Source organism: Veillonella sp. 27098_8_77 (genome assembly GCF_041431535.1).
In the GTDB taxonomy this organism is placed as follows: Bacteria; Bacillota; Negativicutes; order Veillonellales; family Veillonellaceae; genus Veillonella.
In genome coordinates, this window is record NZ_JAPVXW010000018.1 from 18007 (window position 1) to 36648 (window position 18642).

16 protein-coding genes, 3 tRNA genes and 1 riboswitch are annotated in these 18642 nt (G+C 39.2%); of the genes, 3 read left to right on the forward strand and 16 right to left on the reverse strand.

From position 1 onward, the window contains the following. Positions 1–165: 165 nt before the first annotated feature. From O3617_RS08815 to O3617_RS08850, 8 genes are all read right to left on the reverse strand, one after another. Positions 166–1056, reverse strand: coding sequence for a helix-turn-helix transcriptional regulator (locus O3617_RS08815; protein WP_371449600.1), 891 nt, complete (start codon positions 1054–1056; stop codon positions 166–168). Positions 1057–1265: 209 nt separating this feature from the next. Continuing rightward, positions 1266–1661, reverse strand: a complete 396-nt coding sequence (locus O3617_RS08820; RefSeq protein WP_371449601.1) for a YbaN family protein — start codon at positions 1659–1661, stop codon at positions 1266–1268. Continuing rightward, positions 1661–3028: a PTS ascorbate transporter subunit IIC gene (locus tag O3617_RS08825; protein WP_371449602.1), complete on the reverse strand. Its 1368-nt coding sequence runs from the start codon at positions 3026–3028 to the stop codon at positions 1661–1663. Before O3617_RS08825 ends, O3617_RS08820 begins: the two co-directional genes overlap by 1 nt. Before the next feature lie 20 nt (positions 3029–3048). Next, on the reverse strand, positions 3049–3324 hold the full coding sequence (locus O3617_RS08830) for a PTS sugar transporter subunit IIB (RefSeq protein WP_005378665.1): 276 nt from the start codon (positions 3322–3324) through the stop codon (positions 3049–3051). Positions 3325–3342: 18 nt separating this feature from the next. Continuing rightward, entirely contained in the window at positions 3343–3798 is a 456-nt protein-coding gene (locus tag O3617_RS08835; RefSeq protein ID WP_371449603.1) for a PTS sugar transporter subunit IIA, read from the reverse strand. A gap of 208 nt (positions 3799–4006) precedes the next feature. Continuing rightward, positions 4007–4183, reverse strand: a complete 177-nt coding sequence (locus O3617_RS08840; protein WP_371449616.1) for a hypothetical protein — start codon at positions 4181–4183, stop codon at positions 4007–4009. A 100-nt stretch (positions 4184–4283) separates the two neighbouring features. Further along, positions 4284–5753: a [FeFe] hydrogenase, group A gene (locus O3617_RS08845; RefSeq protein ID WP_371449604.1), complete on the reverse strand. Its 1470-nt coding sequence runs from the start codon at positions 5751–5753 to the stop codon at positions 4284–4286. Positions 5754–5884: 131 nt separating this feature from the next. Then, positions 5885–7840, reverse strand: a complete 1956-nt coding sequence (locus tag O3617_RS08850; RefSeq protein WP_371449605.1) for an ABC-F family ATP-binding cassette domain-containing protein — start codon at positions 7838–7840, stop codon at positions 5885–5887. Positions 7841–7986: 146 nt separating this feature from the next. Here O3617_RS08850 and O3617_RS08855 point away from each other — a divergent pair, with 146 nt between their 5' ends. After that, positions 7987–8307, forward strand: a complete 321-nt coding sequence (locus O3617_RS08855; protein WP_371449607.1) for a hypothetical protein — start codon at positions 7987–7989, stop codon at positions 8305–8307. Between the two features lie 99 nt (positions 8308–8406). Here O3617_RS08855 and O3617_RS08860 read toward each other — a convergent pair whose 3' ends face one another. The 6 genes from O3617_RS08860 to O3617_RS08885 form a co-directional block, all read right to left on the reverse strand. Next, a complete protein-coding gene (locus O3617_RS08860) occupies positions 8407–9561 on the reverse strand; it encodes a glycosyltransferase (protein ID WP_371449608.1) in 1155 nt (384 codons plus the stop codon). Between the two features lie 97 nt (positions 9562–9658). Next, on the reverse strand, positions 9659–9958 hold the full coding sequence (locus O3617_RS08865) for an HU family DNA-binding protein (protein WP_005381952.1): 300 nt from the start codon (positions 9956–9958) through the stop codon (positions 9659–9661). A 52-nt stretch (positions 9959–10010) separates the two neighbouring features. Next, the gene (gene mazG, locus O3617_RS08870) at positions 10011–10790 is read right to left on the reverse strand and encodes a nucleoside triphosphate pyrophosphohydrolase (protein WP_371449610.1); all 780 of its coding nucleotides are present in this window, start codon (positions 10788–10790) and stop codon (positions 10011–10013) included. Then, the gene (locus tag O3617_RS08875) at positions 10774–12378 is read right to left on the reverse strand and encodes a polysaccharide biosynthesis C-terminal domain-containing protein (protein ID WP_371449611.1); all 1605 of its coding nucleotides are present in this window, start codon (positions 12376–12378) and stop codon (positions 10774–10776) included. Before O3617_RS08875 ends, mazG begins: the two co-directional genes overlap by 17 nt. Beyond that, positions 12375–15665, reverse strand: a complete 3291-nt coding sequence (gene mfd, locus O3617_RS08880; protein WP_371449612.1) for a transcription-repair coupling factor — start codon at positions 15663–15665, stop codon at positions 12375–12377. Before mfd ends, O3617_RS08875 begins: the two co-directional genes overlap by 4 nt. Positions 15666–15964: 299 nt before the next feature. Beyond that, positions 15965–16049, reverse strand: a tRNA-Leu gene (locus tag O3617_RS08885). A 419-nt stretch (positions 16050–16468) separates the two neighbouring features. Next, a riboswitch (cobalamin riboswitch) is annotated at positions 16469–16640 on the reverse strand. Positions 16641–16811: 171 nt separating this feature from the next. Between O3617_RS08885 and O3617_RS08890 the strand changes: the two genes are divergently transcribed. Next, positions 16812–17090 (forward strand): helix-turn-helix domain-containing protein, encoded by a 279-nt coding sequence (locus O3617_RS08890; protein ID WP_371449613.1) that lies wholly within the window; start codon positions 16812–16814, stop codon positions 17088–17090. A 17-nt stretch (positions 17091–17107) separates the two neighbouring features. Then, the gene (locus O3617_RS08895) at positions 17108–17560 is read left to right on the forward strand and encodes a hypothetical protein (protein WP_371449614.1); all 453 of its coding nucleotides are present in this window, start codon (positions 17108–17110) and stop codon (positions 17558–17560) included. A gap of 216 nt (positions 17561–17776) precedes the next feature. Here the strand turns inward: O3617_RS08895 and O3617_RS08900 are convergent. Both O3617_RS08900 and O3617_RS08905 read right to left on the reverse strand, forming a co-directional pair. After that, positions 17777–17853 (reverse strand) — tRNA-Arg (locus tag O3617_RS08900). Between the two features lie 115 nt (positions 17854–17968). Then, a tRNA-Trp gene (locus O3617_RS08905) sits at positions 17969–18044 on the reverse strand. Between the last annotated feature and the right edge of the window lie 598 nt (positions 18045–18642).

Genomic DNA, 18642 nt, shown 5'->3' on the forward strand with positions numbered 1-18642 from the left:
AACCTATATTCCGGGTATATAAAAATACACTTTGCCAACACAGTAATGACATTGAAAATCATTTACATTTTTATGTTAACAAAGTGTATCTTGTATATCTACTCCGAAAAGACCAAAATTATACGATTTCGATACTTTTGTTAGATATAGTTAAACAATATGTAATTATACTCTACGATAATCACTCGGTGTCATACCGACAAAGTCCTTAAAGGTACTTGTAAATTTACTACCGTTTTCATAACCTACGGCATTGGCAATTTGCAAGATGGATTCATCCGTTTCTTGCAGTAAACGTTTTGCCTCATTAAGGCGACATTCCTTGATGAATTGATGAATCGTCACACCATATACGCCCTTAAAGCAACGCTTTAAGGTTGATGCAGGGACATCAAAGTCACGAGATAAATCATCAATGGTAATGCGTTTGACGAAATTCTTAGACAAATATTTACTTACTGCTTTTACAATATCTACCTGTTGCTTTCGGTAACTTCCTCGTTTTTCATAGGAGTCTGTAGAGATTACAGATAATAATAAAAATATTTCTACAATCTTGAGCTTAAAATAATGAGATCTAATAGGATCTGGCACATTATATAAACTGGAAAAAATTTGGCGAACCGACTCGGTTTCCTCCATCATCATACCAAAGTCTGTATTTTCACAAAATCGATTGGCTATGGCAGCCAAATCAATCTGTGTATCTGCTACAAGGGTATCTAATACATGCTGAGCTCGTTCTACATCTACTAATAGCACTATCCCTTTAAACGATTTTGTAGGGAAGTAATTCTCATGCTGATAGTCAGACCTGATATGCCACCCTAACGACATATCCCCTGGCCCCATATACAAGTATTCTCCAGATGCGAATTTGCATTCAATACGGCCCTCTTCACAATGATTAATTGCAAATGTCTTTGTATGAGATTTGGCGAAAAATTGAATCGATTCACGCTGTACATCGAGGAATAGCAAATCAATACCGTCAAATACGGTATGTCTAGCCATACATACCCCTGATTGTAATTTCATATGAGCATGTTGATTCATAGTATCACCATATATATAAATTATAAACAATATATTATATATTAAGTATTTTGAGATTAATTGTCAAATTCATTTTAGTAATAATTCATGTAATTTTTATTAAAATACAAGTAATATATTCATTTACTCTATATAATGGAATCCGCTAATACGAAAAAATCCCTCGTATTAAAGTATTCTCTAATACGAGGGATTTAGTATATAGCTAGCTATTTTTTTGTTTTAACTACAAATAATAATGCTATAACATGAGCAATCCATACGACCGCCATAATAATAAGGGCAATAGGAATATTCCTAGAAAAATAAGCACCTATTAACATAATTGTAGTTACAGAAGCTAAAATGGACAACTTTGCCCGCAACGTCAATGCTTTATCCCGTTCATATGCACCTACTGTCTTTTTATATAACTGAGACTCTAGAAACATTCTATGAAAGCGTTCAGAACCACGAGCTAAACAAAATAACGTAAGCATATAAAAAGGAACTGTTGGCAATATGGGTAATATGATTCCGGCCGTACCAAGACAAAAACTTATAGCACCAATGATCAGAAATACATATCGAATCACTACATTACTATGTTGCTCAGTTGTTTTCATTATTCCTCTTCTACGTAATTAATAACTTTCCCTTTTGTTTTAATAAAGTTAGGAATAATAAGAACAAGAGCGGCAATAACAACGACAGCATAGATGCCCGCCATGCCAATCCATTCAAAAGCATTACCTAATACGAGGCCCATTACGGCAAAGTCCGCATCACCGAATGTAGTATTTTGGAAACCTAATTGACCTAAAACTGGCAATGCTAGCGCTGGTAAGAATGTAATAGCTAAACCATTAAGGAATGCACCTACTGCAGCACCACGACGACCGCCGGTAGCATTACCATAGATACCTGCTGTTGCACCGCAGAAGAAGTGAGGTACAAGACCAGGAATAATAAGTACGCCACCTACAGCACCTAGAATAAGCATACCAATGATACCACCAATAAAGGAACTAATAAAGCCCAATACAACAGCTGTTGGTGCATAGGTAAAGAATACAGCACAGTCTACAGCTGGGATGGCATTAGGAATAATTTTTGTAGCAATACCTTGGAATGCTGGAATCAAGTCACCTAAGATCATGCGTACACCAGAGTATACGATAGCTACACCTACAGCAAAGTTCATAGCACTCATAACAGCAAATAAATATGGGCTCATAGAACCGGATAGAGTTGCTACGAATTCAGAACCTGCGGCAATAGCTGCGATTAAATAAAATACGATCATAGTCAATGCAGTAGATAGTGTAGAATCACGCAAGAAGCCCCATTTTTCAGGGATTTCAATATCTTCTGTACTTTCTTCTGCCTTACCTACATATTTTGCTACCCATGCAGATAGATAGTAACCTAAACTACCAAAATGGCCCAATGCGATTTCATCACCATCGGTAACTTTAGAAGTATAGCTTTGACCGATGGCTGGAGAAATAGCAGACCATGCCCCCATTAAGAACCCACCTACAAGGATTAACTCAATACCGGATAAACCTGCTGTTCCGAGTACAGCAGACATTAAACAAGCCATAAATAAGCTGTGGTGGCCTGTAAGGAATACGTATTTAAACTTGGTGAAACGAGCAATTAATAAGTTCATCAATAAGCCTACAACGAGGATAGACATCGTTTCAACACCAAGCACCTTTTGTGCTACAGCTACAATAGCTTCATTATTTGGTACAACACCAGTAATATGGAATCCGTGTTCAATCATTTTTCCAAGTGGATCAAGATTGCTAACGATAACACCAGCACCAGCAGCAAGCATTAAATAGCCAAGGATTGGCTTTAATGTACCCGTCATAATCTTATGAAATGGTCGTTTTAAAGCGATTAAACCTACACAGGACATAATACCAATCAACAAGGCTGGCTGACTCAATACATCTCGTAAGAATTCTAATATCATTTCCATAGAACTATCTCCCCTATGAATTACTTAGCGATTTCTTGTAATCGTTCCAAAATATCTTCTTTAATTTTCTTTTTATTAATATAACTGCGTACAATAGCTACATTCTTATCTTCAAATTGCTCTGCTAATTCTTTCACAGTTACGATTAAATCAGCTTTACGACCTTGAGCCGCATTAAAGTCGATTGATTCTACTTGTGCTTCAATATTATTTTCTGCACAAATTTCTTCAATTTTCATTTTTAACATCAAGCTAGAGCCGATGCCATTACCACATACAGTTAAGATGGAAATCATAGTATACCTCCCTAAAAATTACGCATCTTCTAAATGTTCAGATAAAAATTGTTGTACATCTTCAATACTTTCAAAATTAGCAGACGCATCAAGAAATTCTTCATCTTCAAAGAGCGTCGCAATATCTGTAAGTAATTGAATATGTTCATCCTTATTCGGCGCACACAAAAATACCGCTACTGATACAGGGTCATTCTCTGGGCTACCAAAATCGATCGGTTTTTCCAATGTAACAAGGGCTGTCCCTACTTGTTTAGCCCCCATTTCTGGGCGCGCATGAGGCATGGCAAGCCCCGGTGCCAATACGATATAAGGGCCCATCTCGCGAACGACTTCAATCATAGCCTCTGTATATGTAGGCTCTGTAAAGCCAGCATCGACCATGAGTTGACCACCATGACGGATTACATCTTCCCAGGTCTCTGCAGGATAATGAAAGGACACATTATCCTCTGATAGTAAATCTTGTAACAAGCTAACACCTCCTATACTTACAACTTGTATACTCATATTATAGCTAGGTATAGTTAAAATGCCTATACCTTATGTATTTATTTACAATAAAAAAAGTTAGACCCAATCGGGTCTAACTTTCACCTATTCACATGGCATGTATAAGAGTTGCTATTATTGGAAGAGTATAAAAAGATATTTTATATACATATACCATGTCAATATTTAGTTAATCAAGTACTCTTAGTTGCTTATTAGATGCATCTGTACGCATTCTAATAGCCTCTATCAGTGGTTTCAAGATTTGGTATTCCTCATCAGTCAAGCGGAATGAACGACATTCGCGCTTGCAACTACGAGGTCTACGACCAGAACCTTCTCTCTGTCCGCCCCATGTCATTAGCATATACCTCTCTCTATGGACTATTATATTGTTATCTTTCACAATATTTAGTATATGCTATTTTATGCGGATTTTCAAGATTTTTATTCAGATTTATAAATAATTAATTATTTGCTTCAGCTGCCGCTTTTGCTGCTTCTGCAGCCTTTTTCAAATTAGGCACAGATGTTGGACATGTAGCCGGTGTACATGCACCATTAGGACCTAAATCTTCAGCGCGGTTTACAAATGTAGTATGCAACATATGATGTGCTTTATGGCTCAATGGTTTACCTTCAAAGAACTCAGCATATAATTTTTGGATATCTGGATTATCGCAAGAAGATTTAATCGCCACTTCGCTATCGCGCGTATACAAGGATGCAATACGAGCTTCACGAGCTTTATCGGCCATCGGTAATTTAACACGTGGTTGACCACCACCACCGATACAGCCACCACGGCAAGCCATAACTTCGATGAAATCATAATGGATATTTTCTGCGCGCATACGTTCAATGAATTTACGCAAGTTGCCAGTACCATGAACAGCTGCTACATGTAATGTTTTATCACCAATCACTACATCGGCCTCACGAGCACCATCCATGCCACGAATTGCTTCGAATGGAATTAATGTGCTAGGTGCATCTTCACCTGTAACGAACTTATAAGCAGTACGCATAGCGGCTTCCATTACACCACCAGTATTACCGAAGATGATACCGCCACCAGATGCTTCACCCATCAATGGATCAAATGTGGAATCTTCCAATTCGTCAAAGTTAACTTCTTCTGCACGCAACCATTTTGCAAGTTCACGCGTAGTAATACAGTAATCTGTATCGCGCATTTCTGGTACATCCCAGTAATCGGCAGATGCATTTAATTCATCACGACGAATTTCAAATTTCTTAGCTGTACATGGTGTTACTGCAACTGCAACGATTTGTTTTGCATCGATGCCCATTTTTTCAGCAAAATATGTTTTTTGCGTAGGTGCTTGCATAGCAATTGGACTCTTTGCAGTAGATAAGTTTGGTAAAAATTCTGGGTAGAATGTTTCAGCGAATTTTACCCAAGCAGGACAGCAAGATGTGAATTGAGGCAATTCACCGCTTCCATTAAGAACACGTTCAACCAACTCGGATGCTTCTTCCATGATAGTCATGTCTGCACCAAAGTTTGTATCAAGTACATAATCGCCACCCAATTTACGAAGGGCCGCAACCATTTTACCTTCTACGAATGTACCAGCGTCCATACCGAACTCTTCGCCTAAACCAACGCGCACAGCTGGTGCCGTTTGGAAGACAACGATTTTATTAGGGTCTGCAATCGCAGCCTTAACTTCATCGATTTCAGAACGTTCATTAATAGAATCAAATGGACAAATGGATGCACATTGACCGCAATGAATGCAGATTGGATGATCTCCATTTGTTGTCAAATCGTAATAGTCGAATACGCCCATATCAACAGCGCACGCTTTACGACATAAGGAACAATTTTTACATTTGGATAAATCTTGCACAATGGCAATATTGCCTTCTTCAATAGGCACACGACGATCTAAAAATTCGTACTTACTCATGTTTCCTCCTACTTAGGTAACGTTGTTATCGTTAATCGATGAAATTATACTACAAAATGTGATTTTTATCAATGATTCTGAAAGTAATTCCTATGCATATCAGGTATTAAAAAATCGCATGAAATAAAGATTTATAGACGTTCTTCTAATTCCATCCATCGTTCAGTCAATGTATCGATTTGAGATTGTGTCTCTTCTCGTTCAGCCATGAGGGTCTGCATTTTTTCATAGTCCGTACCGGCTTGGCTAATCATGACATCCAACCCTTTAACAAGATGTTCTAGTTTTGGTAGTTCCTCCATAATCGATGCATATTCTGCCTCTTCGGCCTTATTAAGGCCTTTCTTTACAGGACTTTCTGTATGACTAGATTCAGTACTAGAGGATGCACCAATGGTATCCGTAGAATCAGAGGATGCTTCTGTGCTATGCACATTAGAGTGCTGTTGTTCAGGTACATAGAATGGTGAATTATTACTTTCACCCATGTCAGCCTTATAATCAGAATAAGATCCTTGCACGATATCAATGTGACCATTGCCGGTAAATACAAATAATTTATCTACCACACGATCAAGGAAATAACGGTCATGACATACGGTAATAATGACGCCACTGAAAGAGTCGAGAAAGTCCTCAAGCACCTCTAATGTAGGAATGTCCAAATCATTGGTTGGTTCATCCAAGAGAAGCACATTCGGCGCACTCATAAGCAATTTTAAGAGGTACAATCTACGCCGTTCACCACCGGACAATTTGCGGATTGGCACACCATGTAATTCGGGTGTAAATAAAAAGCGTTCCAAAATCTGCCCTGCACTCAGTGTCGTTCCATCACCGAGCGCCATATAGGTATGATCCTCTTTTATATAATCAAGAACGCGCATATTTTCATCAAATTCTGGTAATTCCTGTTTAAAATGCGCAATACGGACGGTTTCGCCCTTTCCTATGGTCCCCGATGTAGGTTCATAGGTACCATCTAAGACCTTCATAAATGTCGACTTACCAACTCCATTAGGGCCTACGATACCGATGCGATCATGACGTACCACGTGGTATGTAAAATCATCAATCATAGGGCGCCCGTCAAAATCAAAGGATAGATGTTCCATATCAAAAATAGTTTTGCCTAAACGTGTCTTCAAGGCAATAGGGTCCATCTGATCCGGACGTCTGGTTTTCTCCATTTTTTTAAGTGTTTCATACCGTTGTAAACGGGCCTTTTGCTTTGTACTGCGTGCCTGTGCACCACGGCGAACCCATTCGATTTCCCGTTTTAAAAATTGACGGCGTTTCTCTTCAGTCGCAGCTTGGCGTGCCTCACGGTCTGCTTTCAATTCGATAAATTTTTCATAATTTCCTTCGTACTCATACATATGACGATTAGATAATTCCAAAATGCCATTACATACGGAGTCTAGAAAATACCGGTCATGGGTACTAATTAAAAGACCACCTTGACGATTACTCAAATACGTTTCGAGCCATTCAATACTATCCTCATCCAAATGGTTGGTCGGTTCATCTAAGAGGAGCAAATCACAAGGATATAATAAGGCTTGTCCTAATGCTAATCGACGTTTTTGACCTCCTGATAGGAGGCTAACAGACAGGTTTACATCGTGAAAGCCTAATTTATTCAAAATAATACGCGCCTCTTGCTCTACTTGCCAACCATCTTGAGCATCCATTTCCTCTAAGCACTGCATGTAGCGGCGTTCAATATGCTCATCGGACACACCTTGCTCTTGTATATAATGATAATCACGACTGGCCTTATCAAAACGCTTTACAAGTTGCAATCGTGGATGGTCCCCATCCAAAATAGCTTCTAACAAGGTATTCCCTTCATCAAAAACCGGCGTTTGTGCCAAGTAATGAATGGTGGCCTTACCATTGCGTTCAATAGTCCCTTTATCGCTTTCCATCTGACCTGTTAAGATTTTTAAAAACGTAGATTTACCGGTCCCATTAATCCCTACGAGACCCAAACGTTTTTGATCCGTAAATGTAATGGACACATCGGTAAATAGCAATCGCGTGCCATATGATTTCTCTATATTCTGTAAACTGATTACGTTCATTACCGTACTCCTCTGCTTTCATTCTGTTACTTATTATACTACAGATTTTCATTGACAGTCATACACCGCATCAGTAGAATACAGATAGATACATAGACAGTTACGCGATACGCGACATAGTGACTATAAACTATAAGGAGGTCCTCATGGCAACAGATGCAGTATTAGATTTTTATGATGCTCTAGATTTTGAAATTATCGACTTTGACGGATATGACACACTTTTTGTGGAACTATTAGACGATGGCACCTATGCCACCGTATCCGACGATGATGGTCACATGCCAGACACGCTAGATACACCCATTGTATTCAATGTCTATGACGATACAGATTCATTCCAATGGAGTGTGAGCCTTAATGACTCTCATCAATTACAAGCACTACTGGAGGAACATAGTGCAACCGAAGAATTCTTAGAAGCATTACAAACAATTCGCACAGAGAACATTGAAAACTATCAATAATCAATCACGAGAATAAATAAAAGGTCATCCCCAAGCTATTGGATACCTAATCCATACTATATGGTAGGTACAATACGTTTGGTAGATGACCTTTTTTATTTATAACGCTTCTAATTCACACTTTGCTGAAAGTGCCTCTTGATTCGCATCAAGAATCATAATGAGTTTATTGACGATATTGGCAGCTCCATCTACATGCCATGCACGCGCTTGTTCTGACATTTGTTGTAACCGTAGAGGATTAATTAATAGAGCGGCAACTACGTCCTCTAGATTATGTATATCTCTAGCCCAACGTGCGCAGCCCCTTTCCTCTAATAGTGCTGCATTGGCCTCTTCTTGGCCTGGAATGGCATTAAAGAACACCATAGGTAGTCCAATCGTAACAGCCTCCATACATGTCAATGCCCCCGGTTTTGTAACGAGCATCGTCGATGTGTGCATAAGCTCTGAAATATTAGACGTATATCCATATACGGTAGTTTTCGTATTCATACGGACGCTTAAATTTACCAATGATTCATAAAGGGATGTATTTTGTCCAGCTACGACAGTAATCTCATCGATACCATCGACAGCATCTAAATGTTGGAGGGCAATCTCTAGTGAGCCCAATCCTAAACCACCACCCATAACGAGAACCTTAACAGGTGATTTCATTTCATAATGATCAATAGCGTCCTTAAAGAATGATCTGCGCACGGGAATGCCAGATACATGAATCTTATCTTGTTCTATCCCTACAGCTGTCATTTCCCCTACCATGTCTTCAGTAGCGACAAAATAAGTATCCACTTGCGGATAAATCCAAAACTGATGACTACTAAAGTCCGTTAAAATAGCCACTAGCGGTACATCAATAAGACCTTGACGCTTCAAAATACTAGCAGCACCACAAGGAAATGGATGGGTAAATACAATGACATCCGGTTGTTCTTGTTGAATCAATTTCAACATACGACTTTTTAGAATGTAGGACAAAACGGTTTGTAAAATCGTCCCTTTTTTCTCACCCTTTGATACGCGATAAATCATATCGTATAGCATGGGAAATACGTCAATCATCTTGATGTATGTTCCCTTAATAAGATGTTCTACCGACAAGGTTTCCGTATCAAGAAAATCCACATGGCTAATCTCAGCCTGTGGTTCTTTTAATTTCCAATATTCTTCTATCGCCCGTGCGGCCTGCATGTGCCCTGTTCCAATCGAGGCGGACACAATGAGAACCTTCCGTGAATGTTCTGTAGTCATAATCTATCCTTTCCTAGTGATTATACCACATAAACAAGAAAAAATAACATAGACGAAAAAAGAGACCCTATCGGGTCTCTTTTACATCTTATTCAGATTATTTTTTGCGTTTTTTTGCAGGAGCTGCGTTAACTTGTTCTTTCAAACCTTTACCAGCTTTGAATGCAGGAGATTTGGAAGCTTTAATAGTGATAGTTTTACCGTTTTGTGGGTTGCGGCCTTCACGAGCAGCGCGTTCACGAACTTCGAAAGTACCGAAGCCGATAACTTGAACTTTACCACCAGCAGCTAATTCTTCAGCAACTGTGTCGAATACAGCTTTAACAGCTTTTTCAGCGTCTTTTTTAGTCAATTCAGTTTTTTGTGCAACACTTGCGATTAATTCTGTTTTGTTCATGACAGAACCTCCTTAAAAATACAATACCCGAGATTACTAACATACCTCTAGGTTACTTTTCCTGCACTTTAGCCTCCTCCCAAAAAGCATCCAGCTCAGCTAATGAAAAGTCTTCCCATGAGCGATCGCTTTGGTTAACACAAGCTTCTACATGTGAAAAACGCTGTCGGAACTTAGTGTTTGTGCGATTCAGTGCATTTTCACCGCTTATTTTATACCATCTAAATAGATTAATCAAGGAAAAAAGCACATCTCCTGCCTCTTTTTCCATATTTTCTCTATCTTTTAAGGCTACGGCCTCCTTAAATTCACTGATTTCTTCCTGAACTTTTGCCCAAATCGGATCGAGTTCATCCCAGTCAAAACCTACCTTTCCAGCCTTGTCCTGTAGCTTTTGAGCAGCCACCAATGCAGGTAAACCCTTGGATACACCATCTAATACACTTTTTCGTATATTTCCTTTTTCTTGAGCCTTTAATTCATCCCAAGTGTATATTTTTTCCTTATTATCAGGATTTTCTTCTGGAAATACATGAGGGTGACGATGAATCATCTTCTTAGTTACATCATTTATTACATCTTGTAATGTAAAATCACCCGATTCTTCAGCAAGGCTACTATGAAACACAATCTGTAATAATACATCACCCAGTTCTTCTCGCAGATTATCCATGTCTTTATTATCAATGGCATCTACTACTTCATAGGTTTCTTCAATGAAATAACGGCGTAATGATTCATGCGTTTGCACCTTATCCCAAGGGCATCCATTAGGGGAGCGCAACTTTTCTACCACCTCAACCAGAGGCTGTATATCAATATTGGTCTTCATAGATTCGATTTTCCTCCACTTGGCGTTTACGCAATCGTTTACCGATAACAGGCATGTGATACATATCATCCATTACAATGGTCTTCGTAATCCATAGAGATAAAATATATACAACCAGCGCAACAAGGATAGATATAGCTACAGCACCACCATTACCGACCATATCAACAAGGAACATAAAGCTAACTTGTGTAGCACCACCCATGGACATGGCTGAAATAATGATTTTCAATAGGTTCATACATTGGATAACACTCCCTACATACCGCTTGACGAATACAAGATTAATCAATGCAGCAATAGCAAAGTTTAAGTTCGTAGCCCATGCAGCACCATTGATACCGAGTTCAATGGATCCAGTCAATTGATAATCTAAGATGGCTTTCACCATGAGCCCTATAAAAATAGACATCATAGGGATAACGGTACGACCTAAGCCTTGTAATATACCGGCCGTAATCTGTTGCCAACCTAAAAAGATGATGCTAAGACTAATCACGGCAATGACAGGGCCCGCATTGGGCGTCGCATAAATAAGCTGTGAAATAGGCGTAGCCAATACGCATAAACCTATGCAGGCCGGTATAGCAAATAGATTCGCAATTTTCATGGCCGTGCTAGCACGCTCGATTATACGTTCATTATTCCCCGTTGCATGTGCTTCAGACACGGCCGGTACGAGGCTCGCAGCTAGAGCTGTCGTCAAAATAATTGGTAAACCTATGAGCGACGTAGCCATCCCTGTCAAATACCCAAATTGTGTAGTTGCCTCATGCAAATAGTATCCAATATCCATCAATCGTTTCGGAACGATGAATGTATCAATGAGAGAAACCATGGGCAACATAATATTAGCCATAGAAACAGGTATGGCCAATGCGAATAATCGTTTTATGACCGACCTATTAGATTCTACAGGCGCCGCCTCATTTTGATCATTTAGCATCTGCTGACGCAAACTACGTTGAGACCTATAAAAATACACGAGTACGATTAAACCGGCTAAGACGCCTGGAAATGTGGCAAAGGTAGCGCCACCTGCGGCCAGATGTAATCCGGAATCAATAAAATAGTACGCCAGCCCCACCATGGACCCTACGCGAAAGATTTGTTCGAAAACCTGACTAGTTCCTGTAGGCACCATGTATTGAAAACCTTGGAAATAGCCTCTAAAACAGCTCAAAATGGTAACGACAATGATAGCCGGCGATAATAATTGGATTGGTATCAACGCCCGCGGATCGGTTATAATATTCCATTTAACGAGCCATTCTGCACTGGCATAGAGGCCCACACTAAATATAATGCCCACTAGCGTAAGTACGCGCAAGGATACATTAAAAACTTGTTGTACCCCACGCATATCGCGATTTGCCAATTTCTCAGCAATCATAATGGAGATGGCCACAGGAATCCCGGCAGCCGAAATACTAACTATAATCTGGTATATCGGATAGGCCATCATATAGAGACCTATCCCCTCGCCTCCAAGAATACGAGCGACGAGTACCTTGCTGAAAGCACCAATAATTTTAACGATAACACCAGCTATGGTTAAAATCATGGCCCCCTTTAAAAATCGGTTCATAGGCCCCCCTTAGATTTCTTTGACAACTCCTTCATCACCGCTTCTGTAATCGTTAAAATAGATCCCTTTAATCCATTCAAACTAATATATAATGACGCAGGTTTTGTGTCCATGAACTTCATTTTCTTCCATAAATCTTCGCGAACAGCACCCATATCCCAATCGGCCATCTTCGAATCATCTTGCCAATGAATGATGAGCTGACCATCGCGACGAACGATGCTCTTAATCCCCAACAAACGAGCCTGTTCCTTAATTTGAGCAACCCGTAATAACCGGTCTACCGGATCCGTTGGTGTACCAAAACGATCGATAAGTTCATCCGTCAAATCGTCAAGCTGCGCTTTATTCTTAATTTGTAACATCCGTTGATATACGGAAATCTTGCGCGCACTATCCTTGATATAGGCGTCATCTATGAACGCATCAATTTCAAGGTCAATGGCAGGGTCTGGTACAACCTCTTTGACGACCTCTTTATTTTGAGCTTTCGCAATGGCCTCCTCTAACATGGATACATACATACCAAAACCGACCGATGCGATATTACCGTGTTGTTGTGATCCTAATAAATTACCGGCCCCACGAATTTCCAAATCACGCATAGCGAGCTTAAACCCAGCCCCTAATTCTGTGAATTCTTCGATAGCTTTCAACCGTTTTTCTGCCGCTTCTGAAAGCATCTTATCAGGTCGATACATGAAATATGCATAGGCGCGTCGTCTAGACCGACCTACACGGCCACGCATTTGATAGAGTTGCGATAAGCCTAAACGATCCGCATCATATATGATAATCGTATTTGCATTCGGTATATCAAGGCCAGTTTCAATGATGCTTGTACTGAGCAATACATCATAATGACCTTCATAAAAATCGGTCATAATTTCTTCAATTTGACGGCCTGTCATTTGACCATGTGCAATAGCATAGCGCAAATCCGGTAATGCCTGTTCTAATAGTTCACCCATATGATTAATCGATGCGACCCGATTATACACGAAGTATACCTGACCACCCCGTGCGAGTTCACGTTTAATTGCATCAGCTATGAGATTCATATCGTATTCTACTACATAGGTTTGTACCGGCAATCTATCCTCTGGCGGTGTACTGATTACAGACATTTCACGAACGCCCACAAGGGACATATGAAGGGTCCGTGGAATAGGTGTAGCACTTAAGGTAAGGACGTCAATATTATTAGCCCATTCCTTCCATTTTTCCTTTTGTGCTACGCCAAAACGTTGCTCTTCATCGACTACGAGGAATCCTAAATCCTTGAATTTTACCTTCTTATTTAACAAAGAGTGAGTACCGATTAATATATCAATGGAACCATTTTCTACGCCCTTTAGGACCTCTTTCTTCTCCGCCGTAGAACGGAATCGATTGAGTACATCCACCTTGACGCCAAATGGATTAAATCGATTTAAAAACGTTTGGTAATGTTGTTGAGCCAATACAGTGGTCGGTACCAGTACGGCTACTTGTTTACCGCTCACAACGGCCTTAAAGATAGCACGCATAGCCACTTCTGTTTTACCAAAGCCAACATCCCCAGCTAGCAACCGGTCCATCGGCGTTGGTCGTTCCATGGACTCTTTAATTTCTCGCGTAGCTTGTAATTGGTCCTCTGTTTCCTCATAAGGAAAAGCATCTTCAAATTCTTGTTGCCAAGGTTGATCTGGCAAGAAGGCAAAGCCTTCTGTAATTTCCCGTTTCGCATACAGTTCAACCAATTTATCCGCCAAATCATCAATGGACTTTTGAGCCTTGCTAACAGCTTTGCGCCAATCGCTACCACCCATCTTATGAATGCGTGGCACATCGCCTTCATTGCCGATATATTTTTGCAATTGATCTAAATTACTTGCAGGCAAATACAATCGGTCTGTTCCGGCATAAGCAATTTCAATGTAGTCTCGATGGATACCTTCCGTCTCAATCGTTTTTAGGCCCACATATTTACCGATACCATGCATGCTATGAACAACGTAATCGCCCACCGATAAATCCGTGAAATAATTAATTTCTTGACCCTTTTTAGGCTTATTGCGAAGTTTGCGTTTTTGCTGACCGTAAATATTGCCTTCTACAACGACGACTAAACGACTATGCGGTAATTCAAAACCATCAGTTAATAAGCCTTGCATAACGTGAACCATACTGGTGTCGAAATCCCAGCTTTCACAAAGCTTATAAGGAATAGCATCACCATGCAAAGCCTTTTCTATGCCTTCACGGCGCTGCAAATTATTAATCACAAGCACAACTTGATTCCCTAGCTTTTGCCATTGCTTGATTTCGTCCATCAACAGAGGAATTTGGCGCTCAAAGCTCGTCATCGTTTTGCCTTGAATACCAATCGGGTAAAAACCAGCTAAGCCTATAGAGCGCTGTTGCATGAATGTGAAAGCAACCTCTATCTTAGCCTCTACAGAGCGTTGCAATTCAGACCATTCACAATGTTGCTTACGATGCGTTGCATCCTCTTTTAAGAATTTCTTCAACGCTTCTTGAATGCGCACCGGTTCATCATAAATGATAAGTCCATCCTTTGCATAAGATAGCAATGTACTGTCTGCATCATCGCTGGTTAAAAAGAATGGCGTCACCGTATAGGCATCCACCGTTTCAATAGACCGTTGTGTATCTACGGAAAAATGGCGCATTGTATCGATTTCATCGCCAAAGAATTCCATGCGTATTGGATCATCACTATTCACAGGGAAGATATCAAAAATATCTCCGCGCACAGAAAAATGACCACGTTGTTCTACCTGGTCTACGCGTTCATATCCAATTTTAACTAATTTTTCTAACAGCTCATCTCGCTCTATAGATTGAGAAACCTCAAGATGCACACTTTGAGATATAACATATTGAGGGCTAACTACATATTGCGTGGCCTCCTCTACCGTAGCGATGACTACGACAGAACGATTCCAGGCCAACATACTGAGCGCTCGCATTTGCGCCCCTTGCCCTTCAAGGCTACGAGCTACGGTAGTAAATTCTACCCGTTCCGTAATAGGAAATGGCAATACCTGCACATTAGGCCAGAAAAACGCCAAATCTCGTTCCCACAATTCTTTATGTTCTTTATCGTGCACCACGATAATAATAGATTGTACTTGTTCCTCTGGAACAGCACGACTTAAGAGAAACGACTTTTGCGATCCACTTAAACCATATATAACTGACTTTCCCTGTTGGCGAAACGCCTTTAGCCCATCTGACATAGATGGGTTTTGTGAAAGCAGCGTATCAATTGAAGTATCCATACTGCACCATATAATGATTATCTATATAATATCTTAAACATATCTGTTACAAGTACTACTGCATACTATTACAATGCTAATTACAACGTATTGTATATCATCTATTACAGTAGGTACTACAATACCTATTATAAGGATTTTAGTATGATCTATGGCAACGCTTATACAATAGTACTGATAATTTATTATAGCATATTTACGAATATGCAAAAAAACAGGGTTATAGAACAAAAAAACATCTGTTCCCTTGAACAGATGTAAATAGGCAAAAAAAAAGCACCTACAGGTGCAAATATAGTTGGTGCGGGAGAAGGGACTTGAACCCCCACGCCGTAAGGCGCCAGATCCTAAGTCTGGTGCGTCTGCCAATTCCGCCACTCCCGCGTACCGACTGAAATTATAATACCACTTATTATATATGACGTCAATCATTTTTTGTAATTTTTATGAGACTTCATCATATATATAGAATTAACAATTTCAAGCTATCTATTTATCCATCAACTCTAAAGTACCAAGAGTCAAAAAAAGAGATGGTCCAAACACCTAACCTAGGTGCTAGGACCATCTCTCTTTTTAGGATGATGATGAATAAATGCATGCCCTACATTTACCAATAAATATATTAACAGACATAACAAAAGCCATGCTGATAATACCAAACGGTATATTCACCATGACTGCTCTAACAATACAGAGATTATAATTTGTGTACCACAAAACATCATTTACACAAAAAAATTCTTTTCACGGGTACGTAAAAAGGGAGTCTCTAACTTCTCCTCCCTATCACTCGTAGGTCAAATGGTGAATGTTGAATAGGCAGTTCTCCTGACTCGGTGTCAACGCTCATCTAGCCTTCCCAGTTTCCCAGTGACTTAATTAGATTCGCTCAACCATACAGTGGCGGGACCGTGCTGGCCTTTAACCAGCTTCTCTATTATGCTTTTTAGCACCTATTCCCAAATATGATGTTGTCTATGTGTTTATATTATCACCGTATGTGATTTTCGTCAAACAGTTTTTTATATTTCATAAATAAATATTAAGAATATACTAATAAAAAATGTCTATCTTTCACTCTGTCTATTATCTCATCGTGCTTTCATGTATAATGATAGAGTAATTTACCATATGGAGGTCATTATGTATATCGGAGACATTATAAAAGCATTCCGCGAGGAACATCAACTTTCACAAGAAACATTTGCAGCAAAAGCAGGTTTAACAGTTACCGAAATCAATATACTAGAACAAAACTTTCAAAACGGATTATCTACACCTGTACCAGTTGCTATAAGACAAATAAAGGGTATTGCTCAAGCCATGGAGCAACCGATGCCTATCATCATGAGCCAATTACCAACAGATCAACAAGTCGTTGTCAATGTTGTGGCTGAATCCGATCAACCCCACGCAAAGTAAGGAGCAAATATCATACTATGAAAAAATTAGCTATTCTAACGCTTACATTTTGTACTTTAGTAGGTAGTGCTCATGCAGTCAATATAGGTGACCTAGAGAACGCTAAAGGCTATTCCTATATGTATCGCATGAACGGCCAACAATACTACGCAGATAACCGCGTCATCGTCCGTGCAGGGGAAGGAAATAACTACGAAATCATCGCTAAAACATATAGCCATCAAGGTGCCATGTATTACATAACAGAATATATCAATCACTACTATTTCAACCAAGATGCTGATACCATCTATTGGTCACAAGACGAAATTAATCTAATTGATGCGCGTACGGGCCAAATCCTACGTCGTAATATCAAGAAAAATCCTAAGCTAAAAGAATTAAAACCAGATACCTATGGTTATATGCAAGCCATTTATTCTAAAAACATGGCTATTGCTGCAGGACAATTAAAAGAAGTGTCAAACTAAGACTTATGAGTTTTATCGGCATTGTATGACAAAAGGAGCTGCAATTATAAAGCAGCTCCTTTTTTATGCCCCATTATTGAGCCATATATGAGTATCTAAATATTAGTACAGGCCTGTTCTAATTCTAAAAAGGTACTAAGTTAGTGTTGGTCTATATGATCCATAAAATATATTTAGACAAATAAAAAAACTCACACATTCGTGTGAGTTTTAGTTTGGTGACCCAGAAGGGATTCGAACCCCTGGCCTTTTGATTCGTAGTCAAACGCTCTATCCAGCTGAGCTACTGAGTCATGTACTTGGTACTTGATTATATTAACATAATGGCTAGTGTTTTGCAAGCATTATTTAATATTTTTAAGTAACTTTTTTATAGAATTGCGACCCGAAGGTCGCGACTCTAAAGTTTGGCAGGGGCAGTAGGACTTGAACCCACAACCAACGGTTTTGGAGACCGCTACTCTACCAATTGAGCTATACCCCTATGCACATCAAGTGTACTTGATACCTGACTATAATACCAAGAAGTACCCCTATCTGTCAAGGTAATTCTAAAATATTTAAGAATTTCATCTTTTTTATATAATATATAAATCCATATCAAAACAGCGAAACAATTATCCCTTTACCTTCATGTATACAAAAAGATAAATATACTACAATAATACTATTTATGCGAAAAAGGAAAGAGCCCTTTCGGGCTCTTTTTTGTCTACTTAACTTTTATCTTTATATATACGGGAGATGGTATATATAATTAGAGAGTTTTGTATATGTATTGTTTTTTATACACAGGGAGAGTATTGTTGTGTATTTAAGTGTTGTTTTATGTGTTGTATTGTTTTGTGTTGTGTTGTTTGTATTATTTGTAAAAGGGACAGATAAAAGTTATTAAGTAGTAGACCTCCATTTCCTAGTTGATCTCAATCAACTATTGATAGTATAAAGATTCTATATGAATTATGAGTGAATAGAATTTAAATAGATTTTAAAATGAGTAATTTTTTGTGCATATTTCTAACTATCCTGCTTGGATAGAAAAGAAAATATACAAAAAAGACACACCCAAAGGTGTGTCTTTT

Coding starts and splice junctions, on each gene's coding strand:
- O3617_RS08815 (WP_371449600.1), bottom strand. CDS start 1,056: ATGAATCAACATGCTCATATGAAATTACAATCAGGGGTATGTATGGCT.
- O3617_RS08820 (WP_371449601.1), bottom strand. CDS start 1,661: ATGAAAACAACTGAGCAACATAGTAATGTAGTGATTCGATATGTATTT.
- O3617_RS08825 (WP_371449602.1), bottom strand. CDS start 3,028: ATGGAAATGATATTAGAATTCTTACGAGATGTATTGAGTCAGCCAGCC.
- O3617_RS08830 (WP_005378665.1), bottom strand. CDS start 3,324: ATGATTTCCATCTTAACTGTATGTGGTAATGGCATCGGCTCTAGCTTG.
- O3617_RS08840 (WP_371449616.1), bottom strand. CDS start 4,183: ATGCTAATGACATGGGGCGGACAGAGAGAAGGTTCTGGTCGTAGACCT.
- O3617_RS08845 (WP_371449604.1), bottom strand. CDS start 5,753: ATGAGTAAGTACGAATTTTTAGATCGTCGTGTGCCTATTGAAGAAGGC.
- O3617_RS08850 (WP_371449605.1), bottom strand. CDS start 7,840: ATGAACGTAATCAGTTTACAGAATATAGAGAAATCATATGGCACGCGA.
- O3617_RS08855 (WP_371449607.1), top strand. CDS start 7,987: ATGGCAACAGATGCAGTATTAGATTTTTATGATGCTCTAGATTTTGAA.
- O3617_RS08860 (WP_371449608.1), bottom strand. CDS start 9,561: ATGACTACAGAACATTCACGGAAGGTTCTCATTGTGTCCGCCTCGATT.
- O3617_RS08865 (WP_005381952.1), bottom strand. CDS start 9,958: ATGAACAAAACAGAATTAATCGCAAGTGTTGCACAAAAAACTGAATTG.
- mazG (WP_371449610.1), bottom strand. CDS start 10,790: ATGAAGACCAATATTGATATACAGCCTCTGGTTGAGGTGGTAGAAAAG.
- O3617_RS08875 (WP_371449611.1), bottom strand. CDS start 12,378: ATGAACCGATTTTTAAAGGGGGCCATGATTTTAACCATAGCTGGTGTT.
- mfd (WP_371449612.1), bottom strand. CDS start 15,665: ATGGATACTTCAATTGATACGCTGCTTTCACAAAACCCATCTATGTCA.
- O3617_RS08890 (WP_371449613.1), top strand. CDS start 16,812: ATGTATATCGGAGACATTATAAAAGCATTCCGCGAGGAACATCAACTT.
- O3617_RS08895 (WP_371449614.1), top strand. CDS start 17,108: ATGAAAAAATTAGCTATTCTAACGCTTACATTTTGTACTTTAGTAGGT.